Source organism: Enterococcus sp. AZ101 (assembly GCF_050499005.1).
GTDB lineage: Bacteria > Bacillota > Bacilli > Lactobacillales > Enterococcaceae > Enterococcus_L > Enterococcus_L ureilyticus.
In genome coordinates this window covers 280,509-305,268 of the sequence record NZ_JBMHEZ010000003.1, presented here as the reverse complement: position 1 = coordinate 305,268, position 24,760 = coordinate 280,509, and the positions used below count along the sequence as shown (strand labels likewise).

Here is a 24,760-nt window from a genome sequence, read left to right as displayed (position 1 = left end):
GGTAAAAAGATGAAAGTTGCCTAGCGCCAAAGAGCAGCACAATCTACTTTCCCTATTTTTCAGTCAGAACTAATCAGGTTCATTCAGCTTTCAACGAAAGGAAGTCATCATGTCAGAGCGTGGATTATTAATTGTACTATCAGGTCCTTCTGGAGTTGGTAAAGGAACAGTACGAAAAGCAATTTTTGATAGTGAAGAGAATGATTTTCAGTACTCAATTTCTATGACTACCCGTAAGATGCGGGAAGGCGAAGTAGAAGGAGTCGATTACTACTTTCGCACAAAAGAAGAATTTGAAGCAATGATCGAAGCTGGTGAAATGTTAGAATATGCACAGTACGTAGGGAATTACTACGGAACGCCGCTTTCTTACGTTAACCAAACGCTTGATAAGGGAAAAGATGTCTTTTTAGAAATAGAAGTTCAAGGTGCGGAACAAGTCAAAGAGCAGGTGCCAGATGGCGTCTTCATTTTTCTAACCCCACCAGATCTAGCTGAGTTAAAATCACGAATCGTAGGGCGCGGTACAGATGATCATGAAGTGATCGAAGAACGGATGCGTGTGGCTCGCGAAGAGATCGAAATGATGGCATTATATGATTATGCGGTTGTGAATGATGAAGTGCCCTTGGCTGTGAAGAGAATCAAGGAAATTATCGCGAGTGAACATTTTCGCGTTGATCGAGTAATTGGCAACTATATTAAAATGTTGAAGGAGATGTAGCCTTATGATGCTAAAACCATCTATTGACTCATTATTAAAAGAAGTACCATCAAAATATTCACTTGTTATACTAGCAAGCAAACGCGCACACGAATTAGATGAAGGCGCACAACCAACTCTTGAAAGCTTTGAATCTGTAAAAAGCGTGGGTCAAGCATTGGAAGAAATCGATGCAGCGACAGTCATCAATGATCCTAGACCAGAAGAAAAGCGTGAAAGAATGCGTATGGCAAAAGAAGAGAAAAAAATGAGACATGAACAAGAACAAAAAGAACTTGAAAATCGTATCCGCGACGAAAAAGGACTATAAAATAAAAAACTGGGATGAAACCATTAAGAGCTTTCATCTCAGTTTTTATGTGCTATGAAAAGAAACACGAGACGTACAGCTTAATTTTTTACAACAGAAATCAGAGGAACAAGACAAATACCTGATTCTTTAGTACAATAAGCAAAGAAAAGCTGGATGAATCCGTTTGGCATCAAAAGAAAATTTTTACAGAATGGAGGAATGTTTATGAGAAAAGCGGCACAAGTAATTGTTGATGTACCTACAATGCAGACAGACCAACCGTTTACTTATTTGATTCCTTTTAACTTAGAACAACAATTAGCAGTTGGCATGCGGGTAGAAGTCCCTTTTGGAAATGGGAATCGGCATCTGCAAGGCTTTGTCTTGGAGATTGATGAAGTAACTGATGATGTGATTGCTGCTCAAAAATTTGAATGGAAAGAGATTCTTTCTGTTTTAGATTTAAAACCAGTTTTAAACACAGAATTGCTGGAACTAGCTGATTATATGAAAGAAAAAACGTTTGCCTTTAAGATCACTTGTTTGCAAACGATGCTGCCAAGTGTGATGCGTGCAGATTATAGCAAGTACATATATTTAACAGATGAACTAGAAGCAACCGTTCAAGATGAGTTATTTTATGGATTAGACGAAATCGCTTGGGACGACGCGTTGGCTCGCAATATTTTGCCTCAGTTGATGCAGTTGAGAAAACAACAAAAAGTCGATATTCGTTATGAAGTCAATACACGAAATAGAGTCAAAACGATTCGCTATATACAAGCGCTAAAAGACTTCCAGCAATTGGAAGAAGCGCGGATGGAGCTTAGAAAAGGGTCTCAGAAAAAAGAACAATTGATTCACTATCTACAACAACTTGGCTTAGAAAAAATGACTACCGTAAAAGAAATGAAAGAGCTAGGCTTTAGTACGGCTGTTTTAAATGATGGGGCGAATAGACAGTGGTTGACGTTTGTTGAAGCAGAAGCGTATCGTGATCCATTTGCAGATCAGACCTTTGAAAAGACGACGGCTTTAGCTTTGAATAATGAACAACAAATCGCTGTGGATAACATTTTAGAATCCGTTGATCAAAAGTTGAGCCAAACCTATTTACTAGAGGGAATCACGGGAAGCGGAAAAACAGAAGTTTATCTTCAAGTAATCGCAGAAGTCTTGAATCAAGGAAAAACCGCTATGATGCTTGTGCCGGAGATTTCACTAACACCGCAGATGGTCCATCGCTTTAAGAGTCGTTTTGGTGAGCAAGTTGCAGTAATGCACAGTGCTTTATCGCAAGGGGAAAAATATGATGAGTGGCGAAAAATTGAACGTGGTGAAGCACAAGTTGTGGTTGGGGTTCGTTCTGCTATTTTTGCACCATTGGAAAATCTAGGTGTTGTGATCATCGATGAAGAGCATGAAGCGAGTTACAAGCAAGAGGAAACACCACGCTATCATGCACGTGACCTCGCTATTTGGCGAGGAGCCTACCATCATTGTCCTGTGGTTTTAGGGAGTGCGACGCCTTCATTGGAAACTAGAGCGCGAGCGCAAAAAAAGGTGTACGAACGATTAGTCCTATCTAAACGAGCTAATCAGACAGCGACGTTACCGACAATTGATGTAGTCGATATGCGTGAAGAAATTCAAAATAAAAATACCTCTTCATTTTCACTGGCGCTGCAAGAAAAAATACGAGATCGTCTAGCGAAGAAAGAACAAAGTGTTTTGATGTTAAATCGTCGCGGTTATTCCTCTTTTGTGATGTGTCGGGATTGTGGCTATGTGTTACCTTGTCCAAACTGTGATATTTCCCTAACGCTGCATATGGATACTAAAACGATGAAATGCCATTATTGTGGCCACGAAGAACGAATTCCTTATCACTGTCCTAATTGTGGTGGAGATAAGATCCGTTATTATGGAACTGGAACCCAAAAAGTCGAAGAAGAACTCAAAGCCTTGTTCCCAGAAAGCCGTGTGTTGCGGATGGACGTAGATACAACTAGACGAAAAGGGGCCCATGAGAAAATTCTGACGGCCTTTGGTCATCATGAAGCAGATATTTTACTTGGTACACAAATGATTGCTAAAGGGTTAGATTTCCCTAATGTGACACTAGTAGGTGTGTTGAATGCAGATACAGCACTTAATCTACCTGATTTTCGTTCGAGTGAACGAACATTTCAATTGTTGACCCAAGTTAGCGGCCGAGCAGGTCGAGCAGAAAAACCTGGTGAGGTCATCATTCAGTCTTTTAATCCAGAACATTATGCAATTCAGTTAGCAAAAGCTCAGGATTATGAAGACTTTTATCAAAAGGAAATGTACGTCCGCCATCGAGGGAACTATCCGCCATTTTACTTTACGGTTCAAATTACGGCCAGCCATCCAGAGGAAAATCAAGCCGCTAAGCAAATGTTTGAAATCGTCAAAGAACTAAAAGAAGGGTTATCCGACCAAAGTATTTTACTAGGACCTACGCCAAATGCGATCATGAGGGTGAACAATCGGTACTTCTATCAAGTGATCATCAAATATAAAAACGAACCTAACTTACAAACTATCTTAAAAAAAATACTGACCGACACTCAAAGGGCCACGGCACAGGGATTGAAATTATCAATCGATGCTGAACCAATGAATTTTATTTGACTTGAAACATACCAAGAAATCACAGTGAGAGAAGAAACTGATGATGATTGGTCCAAAGAAAGGAAACCGAATGCGCTATCCTATAGTGATACACCCTAATGAACGTCTGAAACAAAAAGCAAAGCCTGTAACCATGATCACCGATGAAACCATCTCTCTTTTAGAAGATATGTATGAAACAATGGTTGCCCACGATGGGATCGGCTTAGCTGCCCCGCAAATTGGTAAAAATTTTCAGCTCGCTGTAATTGAAATAGATGACGAAACAGGCCTATTTGAACTGATCAATCCTGAAATCATCGAACGTAAAGGCTCAGATATTGATGTAGAAGGTTGCTTAAGTATTCCAGAAACTTATGGAACGGTCGAAAGAGCAGAAGAAGTGACTGTACGTTATTTTGATCGTGAAGGGGACGAGATCGAAGTTACCGCTTATGGCTATCTTGCTAGAGCGTTCCAACACGAAATCGATCATCTCAATGGTGAGCTATTTATCGATAAAATCATTGAACCAATCAAACCAGAAGATTTAGAGGCATATATGGAGGAACATTTAGATGACTAAACTAATTTTTATGGGAACACCCGCTTTTTCAGTACCTATTTTAGAAGGGCTGATCGAACATGGCTATGAAATTCAAGCAGTCGTGACGCAACCAGATCGTCCAGTTGGGCGAAAAAAAATAATCACACCAACACCTGTCAAAGAAGCTGCGATGAAACATGAGTTGCTTGTTTTACAACCTGAAAAAATTTCAGGCTCACCAGAAATGGACAAAATCATCGAGCTTGCACCAGACTTGATTGTGACAGCGGCTTTTGGCCAATTTTTACCTGAGAAAATCTTAAATGCCCCAAAATTCGGTGCGGTTAACGTCCACGCTTCATTACTGCCAAAATACCGTGGTGGTGCTCCCGTTCATTATTCGATAATCGAGGGAGAAAAAGAAACAGGTGTGACGATCATGGAAATGGTGAAAAAAATGGATGCTGGCGATATTCTTTCTCAAAAAGCAATTCCGATCACTAAAACAGATGATGTCGGTTCAATGTTCGACAAGTTAAGTATTGTCGGCAAAGAATTGTTGCTAGAGACAGTGCCTAAAATTTTAGCCAATGACATCACACCGTTGCCTCAAGATGAAACGCAAGTCACCTTTTCTCCCAATATTACTAGAGAACAGGAACAAATCGATTGGCATAAAACTGCGGAACAGGTGGACAACCAGGTCCGTGGTATGCGTCCGTGGCCAACTGCGTTCACCACCTATAATGAAACGACTTGGAAGTTATGGGATGTTACACCTTTGAGTGAAACAACAACAGCCGAAGCGGGAACGATCATTAAGCGTAGCAAAAAAGAATTATGGATTGCTTGTGGGAACGGAACCGTTCTTTCTGTGAACGTGATTCAGCCGTCCGGCAAAGGGAAATTATTGATTCAAGACTTCTTAAACGGGGTTGGCAAAACAGTTACACAAGCAGATAGGGTGGGTTAATCAATATGGGAAAAAAAATACCAGCAAGAGTGAAGAGTTCTGTTCGTTATGTCGCGTTGAGAACGATCGAGCGTGTAGATAACGGTGGAGCATACTCCAATCTCTTATTAAATGAAATGATCAATAAATCCGCATTAGGAGAAAAAGATAGTCGCTTATTTACAGAACTTGTTTACGGAACAATCAGCCGTAAGTTGCTATTGGAATACTATCTAACACCATTTATCACCAATCCTAAAAAAGTGGACAGCTGGGTAAAAAATTTACTTAGCTTATCGATTTATCAATTAGTCTTTTTAGATAAAATACCTGATCATGCAATCATTAATGAAGCCGTGGAAATAGGGAAGCACCGTGGAAATGTCGGCATCGGTAAATTTGTCAACGGCGTACTGCGGGCTTATCAACGTGAAGGTGCACCTAGTTTAGACAACATCAAAGATCCGGTGGAACGTCTTTCAGTAGAAATCAGTATGCCAAAATGGTTGACTGAAAAGCTGATCAGTCAAATGGGGATGGAAGAGACAAGAAAATTAGGGTTGTCACTTTTTGAAAAAAGTCACGTTAGCGGTCGTGTAGACACACGTGAAATCAGTATTTCTGATGCGTTAGACGTGTTACATGAAGACCATATCGAAGCAAGAGCGAGTAACGTTTCGCCTTTTGGTGTAGTGGCAGATAAGGGGTTTATGGCCGGGAATTATTTATTTGATGCAGGAAAATTAACTATTCAAGATGAAAGTTCTATGCTCGTTGCACCAGCGATGCAAATCGAAAAAAATCATGTTGTATTAGATGCCTGTGCAGCTCCTGGTGGCAAAACTACTCATATCGCAACATTTCTTGATGCAGCACAAGGTGGACGTGTGAAATCTTTAGATATCCACGATCATAAAATAAAATTGATCAAACAAAATGCGGCACGCCTGCATGTAAAAGATGTTGTCGACACTGAAAAATTAGATGCACGTAAAGTAGGAGAAGAATTTCCTGCCGAATACTTCGATCGAATCTTAGTAGATGCACCTTGCTCAGGCCTGGGTTTGATGCGTCGAAAACCCGATATAAAATACAATAAATCAGCGCAAGATTTTGAGCAATTACCAGAAATTCAATTAGAAATTCTAGAAAGTGTTGCACAAACCTTGAAACAATCGGGTATAATGGTCTATAGCACATGTACAATTGCCGAAGAAGAAAACCAAGAAGTTATTGCAACATTTTTAGAAAAGCATCCAGAATTTAAAAAAATCGATGTGTGTGTCAGTGAGGCGGTCCAACCGTCTGTACAGGATCAAATGCTTACGTTATACCCACATCAGTTAGGAACGGATGGATTTTTTATTTGCTGTATGCAAAAAGTTTGTTAAACGAGGTGAAGCATAGTGGAAATCAATTTTCAAACAGATGTCGGTCGAAAACGCAATACAAATCAAGATTATGCTGGTCTATTTGAGAACCAGTCAGGTGTTTCTTTAGCTATTTTAGCCGATGGAATGGGTGGGCACCAAGCAGGAGACGTTGCCAGCCAGATGGCAGTCAATAATTTAGGTGAACGTTGGCGTGAAAGTCAAATCGACACGTCGGAAAAGGCAGCCCAATGGTTGATCAAAGAAATTCAAGATGAAAATGAAATGATTTATGACAAAGGTCAGTCTCAACCTGAATATTTAGGCATGGGAACAACGATCGTTAGTGCGGTATTGTTGGATCAGGCCTTCGTCTTAGCGAATATTGGCGATAGCCGAGCTTATTTAGTACGCAATAATCAACTGCGTCAATTGACGGAAGATCACTCTTTAGTTAATGAATTAGTAAAATCTGGCGAAATTACGCGAGAAATGGCTGCGAATCATCCACGGAAAAATGTATTGACACGTTCGCTAGGTATGCCAAGAATGGTTGAAGTCGATGTAGCAAATCATCTTTGGGTACCTGATGACTATATTTTATTATGTTCAGATGGATTAACAAACATGGTCTCAGAAGAGGATATTTTGGCTACGTTACTTTCAGAAAAAAACTTAAATGAAAAAGTTACAACACTGATCTCAGCTGCCAATGAAGCTGGTGGTGCCGATAACATCACTGTTTTAGTAATACATTTTGACGAACAGAAGGAGGAAAACCAATGATTGAAATCGGCAGAAAATTAAATGGTCGATATCATATTATTGGCAATATCGGCAGCGGCGGCATGGCAAATGTTTTTTTAGCGCATGATTTGATTTTGGATCGTGATGTTGCTGTTAAAGTGCTGCGCTTTGACTTTCAAAATGATCAAGCAGCAATTCGCCGCTTTCAAAGAGAAGCGTTAGCCGCAACTGAATTGGTTCATCCGAATATCGTCAGTGTCTATGATGTAGGGGAAGAAGACGGGTTACAATACTTAGTGATGGAGTATGTGAAAGGGATGGATCTAAAACGATTTATTCAAACACAATACCCAATTCCATATGCAAAAACAGTTGATATCATGGAACAAATTTTATCAGCAGTGTCACTTGCGCATGAACATAGAATCATTCATAGAGACTTAAAGCCGCAAAACATCCTGATGGACGAAAGCGGTGTTGTCAAAATCACTGATTTTGGGATCGCTATTGCGCTAACTGAGACATCAATCACACAAACCAATACAATGTTAGGTTCAGTTCATTATCTCTCGCCAGAACAAGCACGTGGCAGTATGGCAACCAATCAGTCAGATGTTTATGCCGTGGGAATCATTTTATACGAAATGTTGACAGGCAATGTACCATTTGATGGAGAATCAGCAGTAACGATTGCATTGAAGCATTTCCAAGAAGAAATGCCTTCTGTGAAAAACTTTGATCCGAATATTCCTCAATCATTAGAAAATGTGGTGCTACATGCAACTACGAAGGATCCAGCGGACCGTTATAAAACAGCGGAGGAAATGTCACGGGATTTATATACAGTTTTAGCTGCAAATCGTTTAAATGAACCTAAATGGCAGCCGACAGGACTAATGGGTGAAACCAAAATCTTAACACCGATCACAGATGAGATGACCATGCCGTCGTCTTTTAACTCAATGGAAACGCCAACGGAAGAACGGAATGAGCATGAGGAGATCGAACAACAAGAAGCAGAAGCTAAGAAGAAAAAGAAGCCGCTGATTATTTTTTTGAGTTTATTAGCACTCGCTTTAATTATTGGTGGGATTTTCTACTTTGCAGGTCGCGGCAGCAGTGAAGTCAAGATTCCTAATGTGGAGGACCAAACAGAAGCGCAAGCACGTAAAATGCTGGAAGATGCCGGTTTGGAAGTGAAAACGGAGACCAAACAAGTACAAAGCGACACGATCGAAGAAGGAAAAGTAGTGAAGACCAATCCTGAAATAGGTTCTACTGTAAAGAAAAATCGTGAAATCGAGTTATATATTAGTTCTGGAAATAAAAAAATCAAACTACCTAAAGTGACAGGAAAAAGCTATAAAGATGCAATCGAGGAGTTAGGTGACTTAGGCTTTAAAGAAAGCCAAATCAAGATTACCAAAGAGGCCGATCCTAAGGTGGATGAAGATAAAGTCATCAGTCAAACGCCAGAATCTGGTGAAGAAGTAGATCCAAAAACAGATGAAATCAGTTTGGTTGTAAGTGAAGGGCCAGAAGATGTGTATCTTGCTGACTATGCAAGCTTAGGATATAGCTACGATGATGCAGTAAACGAATTACTAAGTTACGGCATTAAAGAAGATCAAATTACGCGCGTGAATAAACCGAGTGATACAGTAGGGAAGGACCTAGTTATTGGTCAAAATCCCGCAGCAGGCAATCCATTTAATCCTAAAAAAGGGAAAATTACATTAACAGTCAGCTCTGGGCCTGAGAAAACAACAGAGACTAGTTCTGACTCAACTAAAATCTCTTTAGGTAATTATGTAGGACGTTCATATGAAAATGTCGTAACTGACTTAGTTGCACTAGGGATTAAATATGAACAAGTGGATGAAGCAAGCGATACAGTCAGTAAGGGAACCGTTATTTCTCAGGAACCTAAAGAAGGGGCGACATTTGATACTAAAACTGGCAAGGTCATCTTACGAGTTAGTTCAGGCCCTAAAGAAGTAGCCGTTCCAGACGTTACAGGGTTAACTCAAGCAGAAGCAAAGGCTAAATTAGAAAGTAGTGGCTTTACTTACGCTGCAGGTTCTGGTGACGTATCTAAAGGTACCGCCTCAAGCACTTCTCCAAGTGCAGGAAGTATGCTTGCTAAAGGGGAACCAGTTACTGTAAACTTCTCAAACGCAACAGCTCCAACAAATGGAGAAAATAATTAATAAATGAAAAAGTGATGAAGCTGTGAAATCGAGTATTCATCACTTTTTTTGTACCAAAAAAGGGTTTGCGCTATCTTCCGTTTAGCTTTCTCCCAACCTATGGTAAAATGAAACCAATAGAACGAGGAGGTGGCATTTCTGAAAGGTCAAATCAGAAAAGCATTAAGTGGGTTTTACTACATCTATGCAGAGGGTGCAACATTTCAAACGAGAGCCCGCGGCAATTTCCGTAATCGAAAAATCACCCCATTGGTTGGGGATGAAGTGATGTTTGAAAGTGATAATCCGACGGACGGTTATTTACTTGAAGTTTTCCCTAGACACAATGAACTAGTTCGTCCACCGGTTGCAAATGTCGATCAAGGCGTGGTCGTCATGAGCATGGTGGAACCGAACTTTTCCTACAATTTACTGGATCGTTTTTTAGTTACATTGGAAGAGAAAGAAATTGCTCCGATCATTTATTTGACGAAGATCGATTTATTGACTGGAACAGAAGCCGTTAGTGTGACTCAGGTAAAAAAAGTCTATGAAGAAATCGGGTATCCTGTAATTGCTGCAACAAAAGCAGATGACGATGCAGCGGTGCGTGCTTTAGAACAGTACTTCCCCGAACAGTTAACTGTTTTTATGGGGCAGTCTGGTGCAGGGAAATCGACCTTACTAAACAAGATTTCTCCGGAATTACAATTAGCGACTGATAAAATTTCTGAATCACTAGGACGAGGAAAACATACTACGCGTCACGTAGAGCTGCTACCTCTGTATGAGGGATTAGTCGCAGATACACCAGGGTTTAGTTCAATCGACTTTTTAGAGATGGAAACAACAGAGCTACCAAAACAATTTCCAGAATTTGTAGAAGCATCCTCAGCGTGTAAGTTTCGTGAGTGTATGCATCGCAAAGAACCTGGTTGCGAAGTGAAACAGCGCGTCGAGGCTGGAACAATTGCTCAAACACGTTATGATAATTATCTGCAGTTTTTACTAGAAATAGAAAATCGCAGACCAATTTATAAGAAAAAATAAAGGAGTGTCTTTAATGAAACTAGCCCCATCGATTTTAAGTGCCGATTTTGCCAATTTAGAAAGAGATATTAAATTAGTCGAAAAACTAGGAGCGGATTATATCCACGTGGATGTGATGGATGGTCAATTTGTCCCTAATATTACATTAGGACCGAATGTGGTTTCAGCAATTAGACCGGTGACTAAGCTGCCACTAGATGTTCATTTAATGATCGTTCAGCCAGAAAACTATATCGAAGCATTTGCTAAAGCTGGTGCGGACATTATCACCGTTCATGAAGAGTCTACACCGCATATCCATCGTGCTGTGCAAATGATCAAAGCATCTGGTGTAAAAGCCGGTGTGGTGATTAATCCCGGTACACCGTTATCAGCGATTGAGTATGTCTTAGATTTAGTCGATCAAGTTTTGATCATGACCGTTAATCCAGGATTTGGCGGACAATCATTTATCGAAAGTTCGTTGGATAAAATTGCCCAGTTAAAAGAGTGGAAAGAGTCCAAAGGCTATACGTACGATATCGAAGTAGACGGTGGCATTGTTCCAGAGACAGCGAAGCGTTGTAAAGAAGCTGGTGCAAATGTATTTGTAGCTGGTTCCTATATCTATAATGCAGAAAGTCCAAAAAATCAGATCGACTCGTTGAGAGCTGTGTTGGACTAATGAATATTCTTCTTGTGGCTGGCGGTTCACCAGATAAGTGGCCGCAATTAAACGCTAAAGATTTTGATTATTTTGTAGGAATTGACCGCGGAAGTTTATATATTGTGGAGCAAGGGTGGTCATTAGATATAGCCGTAGGGGATTTTGATTCATTAACGATTGAAGAGCAACAGTTGATTCAAAAACACGCAAAAGAAGTAAAAAAAGCACAAGTAGAAAAAGATGATACGGATACACAACTTGCTTTGGCACTGACGCTTAAAAAGTTTCCAGAGGCTGAGATAACCATTATTGGTGCAACAGGCGGGCGTTTGGATCATTTTTTAGCCAATCTATGGCTGCCGTTAGAACCACGTTTTCAAGCGTTTGTTCAACAAATTAAGTTAAAAGATCAACAAAATAGCATTTCTTATTATATGCCAGGGAAGTACAGAGTAGAAAAAGAAGCTGAGATGAACTATCTTGCTTATTGTTGTTTAACGCCAGTTGAACAACTGACGTTACTTGATAGCAAGTATACCTTGGATCATGTAGATGTAGTTGTCCCAACTTCTTATGCAAGTAATGAGTTTGTCGGAACAACGGCAACGTTCTCTTTTGCTTCAGGAATGGTCGCTGTGATTCAAAGTACAGACAAATAAGCAAGAAAAAAAGCTGAGCGGCATGCCGTTCAGCTTTTTGATGACGTTCTATTAAACACGCTCGATTTTACCAGATTTCAAAGCACGAGTTGACACCCAAACTTTTTTAGGTTTACCGTCTATTAATACACGAACTTTTTGCAAGTTAGGTTTAACAGTACGTTTAGTAGCGTTCAATGCATGTGAGCGGTTATTGCCGCTGCTTGTCTTACGACCAGTAAAGTAACATACTTTTGCCATTTTTAGTTTCCTCCTTTGCTTTGATCTCGGAGCGATAGTTTTCAGCTCATACTAAATTAATTTATCATAGAAAGTTCTTTTTTGCAAGAAGAATTTCAAATCTGTTTGACATTTTCCGTCAAACGATGTAAATTATACAATTATTGGTAAATTCGATGAGACGCTCTATAATAATCTGGCTAAGTTCCTTTTCATTAAGGTATGGCTATGTTAAAATATTATAGAAGAAAATAGGGCAATTGTGCTCTTTAAGGAGGCTTTCATCAATGGCTGTAAAAATCAAAACACCAGCAGGCACCATTGAGATTACCAATGAGGTTATCGCCACGGTTGTTGGCGGTGCTGCGACAGATATCTATGGAATCGTCGGTATGGCTAGTAAAAACCAAATCAAAGATAATTTAAATGGCATTTTGCGTAAAGAAAATTATTCTAAAGGTGTTGTCGTACGTCAAGAAGAAAATGGCGTTGCGGTCGACGTATATACAATCGTAAGTTATGGAACAAAAATTTCAGAAGTTTCTCGAAATGTACAAGAAAAAGTAAAATATAATCTTGAAACATTGCTTGGCGTAACGGCAAATTCCGTCAATGTATTTGTGCAAGGTGTTCGTGTGTTGCCTGACTAGGTAGCCAGCTGTTAAATAGATGAATGATCATTTATTTGCAGGAATCTCAAAGGAGGATTTTTTAGGTGAATGTAACAGAAATCAGTGCAAGTCAGTTCCAAGAGATGGTTCAGGCTGGTGCGAGTCGTCTGCATGTAAATGCAGAGTATGTCAACTCATTGAACGTTTTCCCTGTGCCAGATGGCGATACAGGAACAAATATGAACTTATCTATGACGAGTGGAGCGAAAGCTGTAGCAGATTCTCGTTCTGAAAAAGTTGGAGAATTAACAACCATTCTTTCAAAGGGATTGTTGATGGGCGCTAGAGGAAATTCTGGTGTTATCTTATCACAATTATTCCGTGGTTTTTCTAAACAAATTCCAGATGTTGTGACGTTGAATGCAAAAGATTTAGCCGCAGCATTTACACATGGTGTAGAAACAGCTTATAAAGCAGTAATGAAACCTGTAGAAGGTACAATTTTGACTGTTTCCCGTGAAGCTGCTCGTTCTGGAGAGCGTAAAGCCAAAGAAACCGATGACTGTATCGAAGTAATGGAAGCCGTTGTGAAAGGTGCAAAACGCGCTTTAGCGAAAACACCAGATCTTTTACCTGTATTAAAAGAGGTCGGTGTAGTCGATAGTGGTGGTCAAGGGTTGTTATTTATTTACGAAGGTTTTTTAGAAGCTTTGTCAGGTGAATTTTTAGCAACCGAAGTTTATGAGCCAAGTCCTGGTGAAATGGATGAGATGGTCAATGCTGAACATCACCGTGGAGTGAGTGGACACGTAGCAACCGAAGATATCAAGTTTGGTTATTGTACAGAAATCATGGTTCAAATCGGAGAAGGTCCAACTGTTGATAGTGACTTCGATTATGAAACATTTAGAAACTACTTAAATGAATTAGGTGATTCTTTACTTGTCGTAAATGACGATGAAATCATCAAAGTTCACGTGCATACAGAACATCCCGGTGAGGTAATGAACTATGGTCAAAAATTTGGCTCATTAGTGAAAATCAAAGTGGATAATATGCGTTTACAGCATGAGACGTTAGTTGAACATGATGCCAAAGCAGCTGTTACTAAAAAAGCGCGTGTTCCGTACGCTGTGATTGCAATTGCAGCAGGCCAAGGAGTTCAAGAATTGTTCCGTAGTCTTGGTGCAAGTTATATCATCAGCGGCGGTCAAACGATGAACCCTAGTACAGAAGATATTTTGAAAGCTGTGAAAGAAGTCAATGCTGATCAAGTAATTATCTTACCTAACAACAAAAATATCTTCATGGCCGCGGATCAAGCAGCCGAAGTGGCAGATATTCCAGTAGCGGTTGTTCCAACCAAAACAATTTCTCAAGGAATGACAGCAATGCTTGCTTACAATGATCAACAAAGCCTTGAAGAAAACAAAACGATGATGACAGAAATGATCGAAAGTGTTGTGAGTGGACAGGTAACAACGGCTGTACGTGACACAACGATTGATAATGTTGAAATCAAAAAAGATGACTATCTAGGAATGATTGACGGCAAAATCGTAGTATCTGAACCAGATATGTTCAAAGCATCATTGGATACACTAAAACGCATGATCGATGAAGATACAGAAATCGTAACGATCATTGTCGGTGAAGGTGGCACAATGAAAGAAGCTGAAAAATTTGTAGAAGCCTTGACTGCTGAATATGAAGATCTAGAAACCGAGATTCATGAAGGTGGACAACCAGTGTATCCATACCTATTTTCAGCGGAATAACAAATGATTTATTGAAGAGGCTGGGACAGAAGCGTTTAATCCCGAGAAATAAGAAGGAATTCACGAAAATGACAAGAAACACAAAATGGTCAATTTCGATGTTGAATGATGCCTAATTAGTGTTTTTCAAATTTTAGTGACCAAGTAGGTACTGTGCAACATCAACTCATTCCTTGTTGTGTTTTACAGCAATTTCAGCTTATTTCCGAAGCTTTCAAAGCTTAGTGCTTTAGCACTTAGAATTTGATGTAATCGAAGCGAAGCGTAGTGATTGCTTCTGCTCCACCGTTTATTCGTATTTAGGGTGTGATACAAAAGTAATTTTTACTTTTGTCCCACACCCTTTTTCTTTAGAAAATAAACAAATGAAGAGTAAAACACGTATCTATTTAATGAGAGGAGGAAGAGTGGTGAACTTAGCGGATGATATCGGTGTCTTGACCGGCGTGGGTCCAAAACGTGCTGAGAATTTAAAAGAGTTAGGCATTGGTACAATCGAAGAGCTGTTGTCCTACTATCCTTTTCGCTATGATGATATCCAAGAAAAGGAATTAAATGAAATCCAAGATCAAGAAAAAGTTACGCTAAAAGGTTTAGTTGTATCTGAACCAGTCGTGAGTCGTTACGGCTATAAAAAAAGTCGCATGATGTTTCGGATGATGCAAGACCACGCGGTGATCAATGTGTCCTTCTTTAATCAACCGTATTTAAAAGACAAAATCGTGATGTCTGAAGAAATCGCAGTTTATGGGAAATGGGACGCTAAACGAAAATCGTTGAATGGTATGAAAATTTTAGCAGCCAAAAATGATGGTGAGGATTTTGCTCCGATTTATCATGTGAATAAAAAAGTTCGACAAAGCAGCTTGATTCAGCTGATTCGAACGGGCTTTGAAAAATATGGAGATCTTATTCCCGAAATTTTGCCGAAAGACTTGTTGGAGAAGTATCGTTTGATGCCGAGAAAAGAAGCGATGTTTGCGATGCATTTTCCTAGCGGTCCAGAAGACGGTCATCAAGCTAAGCGGCGTGTTGTTTTTGAAGAATTTTTCTTGTTTCAATTAAAAATGCAAGGTTTGAAAAGACAAGAAAAAGCAGAAAAAAATGGATTGAGCATCCAATATGATGTGGAGCGCCTAAAATTATTTACACAAAAGCTTCCATTTGAACTGACAGCGGCTCAAAAGAAAGTGACGAATGAAATCTGCCGAGACTTGATGAGCCAAAACCATATGCAGCGTTTGTTACAAGGGGATGTTGGGAGCGGTAAAACAGTTGTGGCAGCAATTGCTCTTTATGCCACGATGACAGCTGGCTTTCAAGGCGCTTTAATGGTACCAACAGAGATTTTAGCACAACAGCATATGGAAAGTCTCCAGCAACTTTATGATCCTCTGGAAGTTAGGACAGCACTCTTAACGGGATCAACTAAAACAAAAGAGCGCCGAGAACTGCTTCAACAATTAGCGACAGGAGAAATCGATATTATTATCGGAACACATGCTTTGATCCAAGAAGATGTTATTTTTCATAAATTGGGCTTGGTTATTACAGATGAGCAGCATCGGTTTGGTGTGAACCAACGGCGAATTTTAAGAGAAAAAGGGTTGAAGCCAGATGTCTTATTTATGACAGCTACACCTATCCCAAGAACGTTAGCCATTACAGCGTTTGGTGAGATGGATGTCTCGATCATTGATGAAATGCCAGCTGGTCGGATTCCGATAGAAACACGCTGGATTCGGCCACCGCAATTAGATACAGTTCTAGAATGGATGGGAAAAGAGCTGGCTCGTGGACATCAAGCCTATGTGATCTGTCCGTTGATCGAAGAATCTGAAGCCTTAGATGTTAAAAATGCTACGGAGATTTTTGAGCATATGTCTGCTTTCTTTAATCCTACTTATCAGGTCGGGTTACTTCATGGCAAAATGAAAAATCAGGAAAAAGAAGAAATCATGCAGGAATTTAAAGAGAATAACTTGCAGCTTTTAGTTTCGACTACAGTAATCGAAGTAGGTGTCAATGTCCCCAATGCCACTGTTATGCTGATCATGGATGCTGATCGTTTTGGTTTAGCTCAGCTACATCAACTACGTGGTCGTGTTGGGCGAGGATCAGAAGCCTCTTATTGTATTTTAGTCGCTAATCCCAAAAATGAAATGGGTGTAGAGCGGATGAAAATCATGACGGAAACGAATAATGGTTTTGTACTAAGTGAAAAAGATCTGGAATTGCGTGGACCTGGTGAGGTATTTGGTGCTAGGCAATCTGGTGTTCCGCAATTTGCTGTGGGTGATATTGTAACGGATTTCAATATACTTGAAGTAGCTCGTCAAGAAGCTAGTATTATTTGGAAAAAAGAGCAGTGGTGGGTTTTACCAGAGTATCGTGGTGTTGTGGATAAAATTAAGCCCAATGATGATGAGCAACAGTTTTTTGACTAATCGTATTGAGACGGTGTGAGGAGTTGAAATGAGAGTTAACCGCTTCGTTCAGCTTTTCGTGATCCAGCTACACGAAGCAACTCTCAAGGAAAATAGATAATCTGTCTATGAAACAAAAGAGCGTTTCCTAGTCAGAGTCCTAATTTTCATGAGAGTTAACCGCTTCGTTCCGCTTTTCGATATGTTATACTATTTATTGTAATTTACCTAGGAGGGACTATTTTATGAAGATTGCAGTTGATGCAATGGGTGGCGATCATGCACCGCAGGCGATTGTTGAAGGTGTGATGCTAGCCAAGCAGGATTTTCCTGAGATTGAGTTTTTACTTTATGGAAAAGAAGATGAAATTAAAAAGTATGTAACCGATGAAACGAATATTACGATTATTCATACAGATGAGAAAATCAATAGTGACGATGAGCCGGTTAAGGCGATTCGTCGTAAGAAAACCGCTTCGATGGTTCTAGCTGCTCAAGCGGTTAAGAATGGTGAGGCGGACGCGATTTTTTCTGCTGGGAATACTGGAGCATTATTAGCAGCAGGTTTGTTTATCGTGGGACGAATCAAGAATGTTGAGCGTCCTGGTTTGATGTCTACTTTGCCAGTTATCGGTCAACCAGATGGCGGCTTTGACATGTTGGATTTAGGTGCGAATGCTGATAATAAACCGGAACATCTTGTTCAGTATGCTGTGTTAGGTTCTTTTTATGCTGAAAAAGTGAGAAATATCGCGACACCTCGTGTTGCTCTTTTGAACAATGGTTCTGAAGAAACGAAGGGGAGCGAATTAACGAAAAAAGCATTTGAGTTGCTATCAGAAGAAGACAGTATCAATTTTATTGGAAACGTAGAAGCGCGTGATTTATTAAGTGGCGCTGCTGATGTTGTTGTGACCGACGGCTTTACAGGCAATGCCGTGCTAAAATCGATCGAAGGAACAGCGCTAAATATGATGGGACTCTTAAAGTCCTCGATTCTTGCAGAAGGATTTAAAGGCAAAATGGGCGCCTTACTTTTAAAAAATGCCTTACGTGGGATGAAAGATGAAATGGATTACTCTAAACATGGCGGAGCCGTTTTATTTGGGTTGAAAGCACCTGTTATCAAAACACACGGATCAACAGGACCAGAAGCTGTTCGCTATACTATTCGTCAAATTCAGACAATGTTAAAAACCGAAGTTGTACCCCAGCTTGTCAGCTATTATGAAACAAAAGAATAACCATTTTCGCAACCTGTTTGCAACCGTATTGTAATGTTTTTGCAAAAAAAGATGGACAAATCGATTATTTGTGAGTACAATGTATCATAGCGTTTAACTCAATCGTGAGGAACGCTTTTCAAAAGCAGTGGAGGTGAATACAGTTGAGTCGTGAAGAAGTACTTGAAAAAGTAGCGAAGATTATCTCAAACCACTTTGATATTGAAGCTGAGAAAGTGACAGATCAATTAAACATTAAAGATGACTTGAATGCAGATTCGATTAGTGTAATGGAATTTGTTTTAGAACTTGAAGACGAGTTTGGTACAGAAATTTCTGATGAAGATGCAGAACAAATTGAAACAGTTGGTGCTGCTGTAGATTATATTATGAATCACTTATAATTTAAAAAATGCAAAATGAGGTTGTGCCAAAGGTTGAGTAGGTTATTTTCAAAAACTCGACTTTTTTCACATTATCACAAAAGAGGCTGGGACAGAAGTGTTTAACTCCGAGAAATAAGAGGGATTTTACGAAAATTGCTCTTCAAATTTTTGTGGATTTCAACTTATTTCCGAAGGAGTTGCTTTTGCTCCCGCCGTTTATTCGGATTCTTTGAGTCTGAGATATAACTCGTAGAGTTATGTCTCAGACTTTTTTTGTGTGTTTCGAAATAAATATACTTTTACCAAAATGTTGCATTTTTTGTAAATCTTATATACAATTGCATAAAAAAGATTACAATAAGGTTGTTGAAGCGTTTTTTATGTAATGGATTAGCAATTTTATTCTATGATAAATAGTTTTTAGTATGACGAACTGTAAAGTCGATAATAAGGGGTGGATTAATGTGAGTGATGGCAGTCAATTATTGGATATTCAACATCTTCACACTGGATTTAGAATCAAAGATGAGTATTATGATGCAGTAGATGATGTGTCATTTGAGCTAGAAAATAATGAAATTTTCGCAATCGTTGGTGAATCGGGTTGTGGCAAAAGCACATTAGCAACAACGATTATGGGATTACATGATGCAAACTATAGTCGTGTAACTGGGGAAATTTTCTATAAAGAGCTAAACTTAACTACGTTTAATGAAGAGCTATACAACAAAATACGTGGGAATGACATTGGTATGATTTTTCAAGATCCATTGTCAGCACTCAATCCTTTAATGCGGATTGATGATCAAATCAAGGAAAGCTTAACCTATCATACTGATATGAATGCAGAACAAATGCAAGCAAGGGTAATGGAGTTGTTGCAGCAAGTTGGCATTCCAAATCCAGAACGAGTGGGCAGACAGTATCCTCATGAGTTGTCTGGAGGAATGCGTCAACGTGTCATTATCGCGATAGCAATTGCCTGTAAACCTGCTATCATCATTGCCGATGAACCCACAACGGCACTAGATGTAACGATTCAAGCACAAATTTTGGATTTACTTAAGGATCTACAAGAAGAAACGGGTTCAGGAATTATTTTGATTACTCATGATTTAGGTGTGGTAGCAGAAATGGCAGATAAGGTAGCGGTGATGTATGCGGGACAATTTGTTGAGGTTGCGACAGCTGAAGAATTATTCAGCAATCCTAAACATCCATACACACGTTCTTTACTACAATCAATTCCTCAAGAAAATTCAGATGATAGTCAATTACATGTGATCGAAGGCGTAGTCCCTTCATTGAGTAAATTACCAAGAGAAGGGTGTCGTTTTGCGCCAAGAATTCCTTGGATTTCAGAGGATGCTCATGAAGCAGAACCAACTTTGCATGAAGTGTCAGAGGGCCATTTTGTCCGCTGTACCTGTTATCAGCATTTCCATTTTAGAGACGATCAGGAGGAAGTATAATGGCAGAAATTATTCAAATCAAAGACTTGAAAGTTCATTATCCGATCCGTAGTGGTTTCTTTAACAGAGTGACTGATCATGTATTAGCCGTTGATGGAGTTGATTTTATCATTGAAAAAGGCAAAACATATGGTTTAGTCGGTGAATCAGGTTCTGGTAAATCCACTACTGGAAAAGCAATCATTGGCTTAGAGAAAGTAACGAGCGGTAGCATTTCCTATCAAGACAAGGACGTGACAAAAGCGCACAATCGAAAAGCGTTGCACTATAACAAAGACGTGCAGATGATTTTTCAAGATTCTATGTCTAGTTTAAATCCTAAAAAAAGAGTATTGGATATTATCGCAGAACCAATTCGCAATTTTGAACGTTTAAGTATTCAAGAGGAGAAGAAGAAGGTTCAGGGGCTTTTAGATATCGTAGGAATGCCGGAAGATGCGTTGTACAAATATCCGCATGAGTTTTCTGGAGGTCAGCGTCAACGTTTAGGTGTTGCTCGAGCAGTCGCAACGAATCCTAAATTGATCATTGCGGATGAACCCGTGTCAGCTTTAGACCTATCTGTCCAAGCACAAGTATTGAATTTTATGAAAAATATTCAGGAAGAGTATGGATTGAGTTATTTGTTTATCTCCCATGACCTCGGAGTTGTCAAACATATGTGTGATAATATCGCGATTATGTACAAAGGTCGTTTTGTAGAAATCGGTTCCCGAAAAGATATTTACACGAACCCTCAGCATATATATACAAAACGATTACTGTCAGCTATTCCTAAAATCGATGTGGCTCATCGAGAAGAACATAAAGCGGAGCGGCGCCGAATTGAACAAGAGTATCATGCGTATCAAGAAGAGTATTATGATCAAAATGGTCGTGTCTATGATTTACATAAAATCAGTGAGACACATCAAGTGGCATTAAAAGACGGAGGTGCAAGCGAATGTGGAAAACGATTTTGCGACGAATCCTGTTGATGATTCCTCAAGTGCTGATTTTGAGCGTATTGATTTTTATTTTAGCCAAAATGATGCCAGGAGACCCTTTTTCAGGGTTGATTCAACCGGGAACAGATCCTGCCCAAATTGAAATGTTGCGGGAGAAAGCTGGATTATATGATCCATGGTATACACAATATTTTCGTTGGTTAGTCAATGCTCTGCAAGGTGATTTTGGTGCCAGCTATCAATATAAAATTCCAGTAGCAAATTTAATTAGTGAACGGGCGATGAATACGATTTGGCTATCGCTGTTGACAGTTATTTTGACCTATGCGATTGCGTTGCCTTTAGGTGTATTATCAGGAAGATATCAAAATTCTAAATTTGATAAAGCGGTCGTGGTGTATAACTTTTTTAGTTTTGCCGTCCCTAGTTTTGTTTTTGCTTTAATTATTCTTTTCTTTTTCGGTTATCGACTAGGTTGGTTTCCAACACTAGGTTCCGTATCACCTGATGTTGAACCGGGAACGATTGCTTACTTATGGAGTCGTGCATACCACTTGATTTTACCGGCGATTACATCTGCATTATTGGCAACGGCGGTTACGATTCAATACTTAAGAAGTGAAGTGATTGACTTAAAATCGAGTGATTTTGTAAGGACAGCGCGAGCAAAAGGAGTGCCAACGAAAAAGATTTTTACACGACATATTTTTAGGAATGCATCTTTGCCGATTGCTTCGATGGCTGGCTATGAAATTACTGGTTTACTGGGTGGGTCAGTTGTGATTGAACGTATTTTTGGTTTTCCAGGAATGGGAAATTTATTTATCACTTCAATCACGCAAAGAGATTATAGTGTAGTGACCGCTCTTATTTTAATTTATGGACTAGCAACCTTATTTGGGACACTTATTTCCGATATTATCATGAGCGCTATAGACCCTAGGATCAGAGTACAGTGAATGGAGAGGTGATTACATTATGATGAACAACGAGTCGATGGAAGAAATTGGCGAATCACAGGAATATACCGAAATCAGTACACCACCAATGGGGTTAAAGATGATTGCTAGGGAGTTTAAAAAAGATAAGCTAGCTCTGCTTTCACTAGTGATTTTATTGCTGATCATAGCTGTTACCTTTATAGGTGCGTTGATTATTGACCAAAACAACGTCATGACAATCGACATATTTGAAAAATATTCTCCGCCAGGAGGCAAGTTCTTTTTAGGTGCGGATGAAGGTGGTAGAGATGTTTTTGGGCAACTAATTATAGGTGCGAGAAACTCCATTGTTATTGGATTTGCGATTACGATCATTACTTCCGTTATTGGTGTTGGTATAGGGATATTAGCGGGTTATTATGGCGGAAAAGTAGATAATTTTATTATGCGCATCGTTGATTTTACGATGATCTTGCCAATGATGATGATTATTATTGTTTTTGTCACGATTATTCCTAAGTATAATGTTTGGTCATTTATTTTGATCATGAGTCTATTTTACTGGGTAGCAAAAGCAAGATTATTCAGAAGCAAAACATTATCAGAAGGACGTCGAGATTATGTAAATGCGTCCAAAACAATGGGGACGAGTAATATTAAAATCATGTTTCGAGAAATTATGCCTAATCTAAGCTCATTGATCATCACCAATTTGACAATGAATTTTGCTGGTAATATCGGTATTGAAACGACCTTAACGTTCTTAGGTTTTGGACTGCCTGCCAATGTGCCAAGCTTAGGGACATTGATCAGCTTTGCCAGTAGCGGCGATGTGTTAGTCAATAAACAATGGGTTTGGTTACCTGCGTCACTACTGATTTTAGTGCTGATGCTAAGTATAAATTATGTCGGACAAGCTTTCAAACGTACGGCAGATGCAAAACAACGATTAGGGTAAACAAAAAAATGAGGAGGATATTTTATGAAAAAGAAAATGGTCAGTGGTGTGATGTTGTTAATGTCTGTAACATTAGGACTAGCAGCCTGTGGAGGCGGCAAAAAGGAAGAGAGTACATCGTCTAATGAGGATGCAACAAAATTTGCACGAGCAGTAAAAAATGAAGAGAAAGCAATTGATGGAGGAACGCTAAAAGTAGCAATTGCAGCAGATACACAATTTCCAGGAGTATTTGATGCTAACTTTTCTTCAAATGCATTGGATACAAAAATCATGTCAGGTGCTTATGAGTCACTAATTAAATATGATGATGAGGGCAAATTGATTGATGGTGGTCCTGCGGATCTTGAAATTGACGTAGATGGTAAAAAAGCTATCATCAAGTTGCGTGAGGATTTAAAATGGAGCGATGGCAAAGCAGTCACAACAGAGGATGTTATTTTCCCATACGAAATCATAGGGCATAAAGACTATCCTGGTGTCCGCTATGGTAGTAAATTTGAATCAATTGTCGGAATGAAAGAATACCATGAAGGAAAAGCAGAAACGATTTCTGGTATCAAAGCAATCGATGATCGTTCAGTAGAAATATCCTATATTGAAATGAATCCTGCAATCAAGTTGGCTGGTGGCGTCATTTGGGGTACGGCGACACCTAAACGTCTTTTTGAAGGAATTGCTGTTAAGGATATGGAAACCAGTGATCCGGTTCGGAAAAATCCTGTAACTTTGGGTGCGTTTAAGTTAGATAAGTTTGTCAATGGAGAGTCAGCAACGTTCGTAGCAAATGAACATTATTATGGCGGCAAGCCAAAACTAGCTAAAATTGTTAAAACAATTGTCCCAACCGCAAGTGTTGTAGAGAGTATGAAGGCAAAGGAATATGATACTTTTGTGGATATGCCTGCGGATAGTTATGATACGTATAAGGATTTAGAAGGATACCAAATATTAGGTGATGTGGATAATTCTTATACGTATCTAGGGTTTAAAATGGGGAAATGGAATGCTGAACAAGAGGGAGTAGCCTATGATGAAAAGTCAAAAATGGCAAACAAAAACTTACGTCAAGCAATGGGCTATGCCATTAATACAGAAGCAATTGCCGATAAATTTTATCATGGTTTGAGAAGCACGAGTAATTCATTGATCATTCCATTTTTCAAGAGTGTCCATAATCCTGACCAAAAAGGTTACTCGTATGATCATAAAAAAGCGAAGAAATTGTTAGAAGATGCAGGCTACAAAGATACGGATGATGATGGTATCCGTGAAGATCCAAATGGGGACAAGTTAGTCATTAACTTTGCTTGCCGTAAGAATGAAGAAATCTCTCAAGCATTAGCAGACTACATGATTCAAGAGTGGGAAAAAATTGGCTTGAAAGTTGAATTATCTGGTGGTCGATTGATGGACAGTCAAGCATTTTACAAAAAATTACAAGAAGATGATCCAGAAATCGATGTTTACAACGCAGCTTGGGTAACAGGTTTAGATCCAGCACCAACAGGCTTGTATGGTCGAAACTCCGAATTCAACTATACTCGTTTTGCTTCAGAAGAAAATGATAAGTTATTAAAAGCGCTTGAATCAGAAAAAACATTCGACGATAAAGAACGTAAAAAAGCTTTTTACGCGTGGCAAGAGTATGCCAAAGAGGAGGCTTTTGCGATTCCAACGACAAATTATTATGTTATCCAACCAGTAAACAATCGTGTGAAAAATTATCTATTAAGTAATAAAGAGATGGATTGGTCTAAAGTGGAACTAACAGCAGATAAACCTAAATAAAGAATAGTATTAGAAAGAGGAGACTGAGACTAAGGTAGCTCGTGGCGAGCTGTCCCAGTCTCTCTTTTTTAAGTAGTCTATCAAAAAGGACAATGCCCAACTTTTTTTTGTCACTTATACACTAGACAGACTATGGTAAGCATGGTAACCTTCTTTTTAAGCGCTTACAAAAAGTGGAGGTTAAGGAGAGAAATC

22 protein-coding genes are annotated in these 24,760 nt (G+C 39.3%); 21 read left to right on the top strand and 1 reads right to left on the bottom strand.

Features of this window, described 5'->3' with window-relative positions; all coding sequences use genetic code 11:
- Positions 1-109: 109 nt before the first annotated feature.
- The 11 genes from gmk (at position 110) to IGJ50_RS15265 (ending at position 11,813) form a co-directional block, all read left to right on the top strand.
- On the top strand, positions 110-724 hold the full coding sequence (gene gmk / locus IGJ50_RS15315; RefSeq protein ID WP_069639155.1) for a guanylate kinase: 615 nt from the start codon (positions 110-112) through the stop codon (positions 722-724).
- A 4-nt stretch (positions 725-728) separates the two neighbouring features.
- The gene (gene rpoZ, locus IGJ50_RS15310) at positions 729-1,034 is read left to right on the top strand and encodes a DNA-directed RNA polymerase subunit omega (RefSeq protein ID WP_069639156.1); all 306 of its coding nucleotides are present in this window, start codon (positions 729-731) and stop codon (positions 1,032-1,034) included.
- A 207-nt stretch (positions 1,035-1,241) separates the two neighbouring features.
- Complete coding sequence (gene priA, locus IGJ50_RS15305; RefSeq protein ID WP_429951236.1) at positions 1,242-3,674, top strand: primosomal protein N'; 2,433 nt, start codon at positions 1,242-1,244, stop codon at positions 3,672-3,674.
- A gap of 70 nt (positions 3,675-3,744) precedes the next feature.
- Positions 3,745-4,239 carry a peptide deformylase gene (def, locus tag IGJ50_RS15300; protein WP_429951553.1) on the top strand — a complete coding sequence of 165 codons (495 nt, stop codon included), beginning with the start codon at positions 3,745-3,747 and terminating at the stop codon, positions 4,237-4,239.
- A complete protein-coding gene (gene fmt / locus IGJ50_RS15295; protein WP_429951234.1) occupies positions 4,232-5,173 on the top strand; it encodes a methionyl-tRNA formyltransferase in 942 nt (313 codons plus the stop codon). The genes def and fmt overlap by 8 nt, the downstream gene beginning before the upstream one ends.
- A 5-nt stretch (positions 5,174-5,178) precedes the next feature.
- Positions 5,179-6,543, top strand: coding sequence for a 16S rRNA (cytosine(967)-C(5))-methyltransferase RsmB (rsmB, locus tag IGJ50_RS15290; RefSeq protein ID WP_429951232.1), 1,365 nt, complete (start codon positions 5,179-5,181; stop codon positions 6,541-6,543).
- 15 nt (positions 6,544-6,558) lie between these two features.
- Positions 6,559-7,308: a Stp1/IreP family PP2C-type Ser/Thr phosphatase gene (locus IGJ50_RS15285; RefSeq protein ID WP_429951230.1), complete on the top strand. Its 750-nt coding sequence runs from the start codon at positions 6,559-6,561 to the stop codon at positions 7,306-7,308.
- Entirely contained in the window at positions 7,305-9,479 is a 2,175-nt protein-coding gene (gene pknB / locus IGJ50_RS15280) for a Stk1 family PASTA domain-containing Ser/Thr kinase (protein ID WP_429951228.1), read from the top strand. The genes IGJ50_RS15285 and pknB overlap by 4 nt, the downstream gene beginning before the upstream one ends.
- Positions 9,480-9,608: 129 nt before the next feature.
- A complete protein-coding gene (rsgA, locus tag IGJ50_RS15275) occupies positions 9,609-10,508 on the top strand; it encodes a ribosome small subunit-dependent GTPase A (RefSeq protein WP_069639162.1) in 900 nt (299 codons plus the stop codon).
- A 13-nt stretch (positions 10,509-10,521) separates the two neighbouring features.
- Positions 10,522-11,172 carry a ribulose-phosphate 3-epimerase gene (gene rpe, locus IGJ50_RS15270; RefSeq protein ID WP_069639163.1) on the top strand — a complete coding sequence of 217 codons (651 nt, stop codon included), beginning with the start codon at positions 10,522-10,524 and terminating at the stop codon, positions 11,170-11,172.
- Positions 11,172-11,813: a thiamine diphosphokinase gene (locus tag IGJ50_RS15265; protein ID WP_207121714.1), complete on the top strand. Its 642-nt coding sequence runs from the start codon at positions 11,172-11,174 to the stop codon at positions 11,811-11,813. Before rpe ends, IGJ50_RS15265 begins: the two co-directional genes overlap by 1 nt.
- Positions 11,814-11,864: 51 nt before the next feature.
- Here IGJ50_RS15265 and rpmB read toward each other — a convergent pair whose 3' ends face one another.
- On the bottom strand, positions 11,865-12,053 hold the full coding sequence (gene rpmB / locus IGJ50_RS15260) for a 50S ribosomal protein L28 (RefSeq protein ID WP_069639165.1): 189 nt from the start codon (positions 12,051-12,053) through the stop codon (positions 11,865-11,867).
- Between the two features lie 266 nt (positions 12,054-12,319).
- Here rpmB and IGJ50_RS15255 point away from each other — a divergent pair, with 266 nt between their 5' ends.
- From IGJ50_RS15255 to IGJ50_RS15210, 10 genes are all read left to right on the top strand, one after another.
- Positions 12,320-12,682 carry an Asp23/Gls24 family envelope stress response protein gene (locus IGJ50_RS15255; protein WP_010761897.1) on the top strand — a complete coding sequence of 121 codons (363 nt, stop codon included), beginning with the start codon at positions 12,320-12,322 and terminating at the stop codon, positions 12,680-12,682.
- A 65-nt stretch (positions 12,683-12,747) separates the two neighbouring features.
- Positions 12,748-14,421 carry a DAK2 domain-containing protein gene (locus IGJ50_RS15250; protein WP_069639166.1) on the top strand — a complete coding sequence of 558 codons (1,674 nt, stop codon included), beginning with the start codon at positions 12,748-12,750 and terminating at the stop codon, positions 14,419-14,421.
- 392 nt (positions 14,422-14,813) lie between these two features.
- Entirely contained in the window at positions 14,814-16,868 is a 2,055-nt protein-coding gene (recG, locus tag IGJ50_RS15245) for an ATP-dependent DNA helicase RecG (RefSeq protein WP_429951551.1), read from the top strand.
- Between the two features lie 224 nt (positions 16,869-17,092).
- Positions 17,093-18,091 carry a phosphate acyltransferase PlsX gene (gene plsX / locus IGJ50_RS15240; protein ID WP_429951224.1) on the top strand — a complete coding sequence of 333 codons (999 nt, stop codon included), beginning with the start codon at positions 17,093-17,095 and terminating at the stop codon, positions 18,089-18,091.
- A gap of 143 nt (positions 18,092-18,234) precedes the next feature.
- Entirely contained in the window at positions 18,235-18,474 is a 240-nt protein-coding gene (gene acpP / locus IGJ50_RS15235; protein WP_069639168.1) for an acyl carrier protein, read from the top strand.
- 446 nt (positions 18,475-18,920) lie between these two features.
- Positions 18,921-19,928, top strand: coding sequence for an ABC transporter ATP-binding protein (locus tag IGJ50_RS15230; protein WP_429951222.1), 1,008 nt, complete (start codon positions 18,921-18,923; stop codon positions 19,926-19,928).
- The gene (locus IGJ50_RS15225; protein WP_069639170.1) at positions 19,928-20,905 is read left to right on the top strand and encodes an ABC transporter ATP-binding protein; all 978 of its coding nucleotides are present in this window, start codon (positions 19,928-19,930) and stop codon (positions 20,903-20,905) included. Before IGJ50_RS15230 ends, IGJ50_RS15225 begins: the two co-directional genes overlap by 1 nt.
- Positions 20,872-21,834, top strand: a complete 963-nt coding sequence (gene opp4B, locus IGJ50_RS15220) for an oligopeptide ABC transporter permease (RefSeq protein ID WP_069639171.1) — start codon at positions 20,872-20,874, stop codon at positions 21,832-21,834. The genes IGJ50_RS15225 and opp4B overlap by 34 nt, the downstream gene beginning before the upstream one ends.
- A gap of 37 nt (positions 21,835-21,871) precedes the next feature.
- The gene (locus IGJ50_RS15215) at positions 21,872-22,774 is read left to right on the top strand and encodes an ABC transporter permease (RefSeq protein WP_069639230.1); all 903 of its coding nucleotides are present in this window, start codon (positions 21,872-21,874) and stop codon (positions 22,772-22,774) included.
- A 24-nt stretch (positions 22,775-22,798) separates the two neighbouring features.
- Positions 22,799-24,565, top strand: a complete 1,767-nt coding sequence (locus IGJ50_RS15210; RefSeq protein ID WP_069639172.1) for an oligopeptide ABC transporter substrate-binding protein — start codon at positions 22,799-22,801, stop codon at positions 24,563-24,565.
- Positions 24,566-24,760 lie beyond the last annotated feature (195 nt).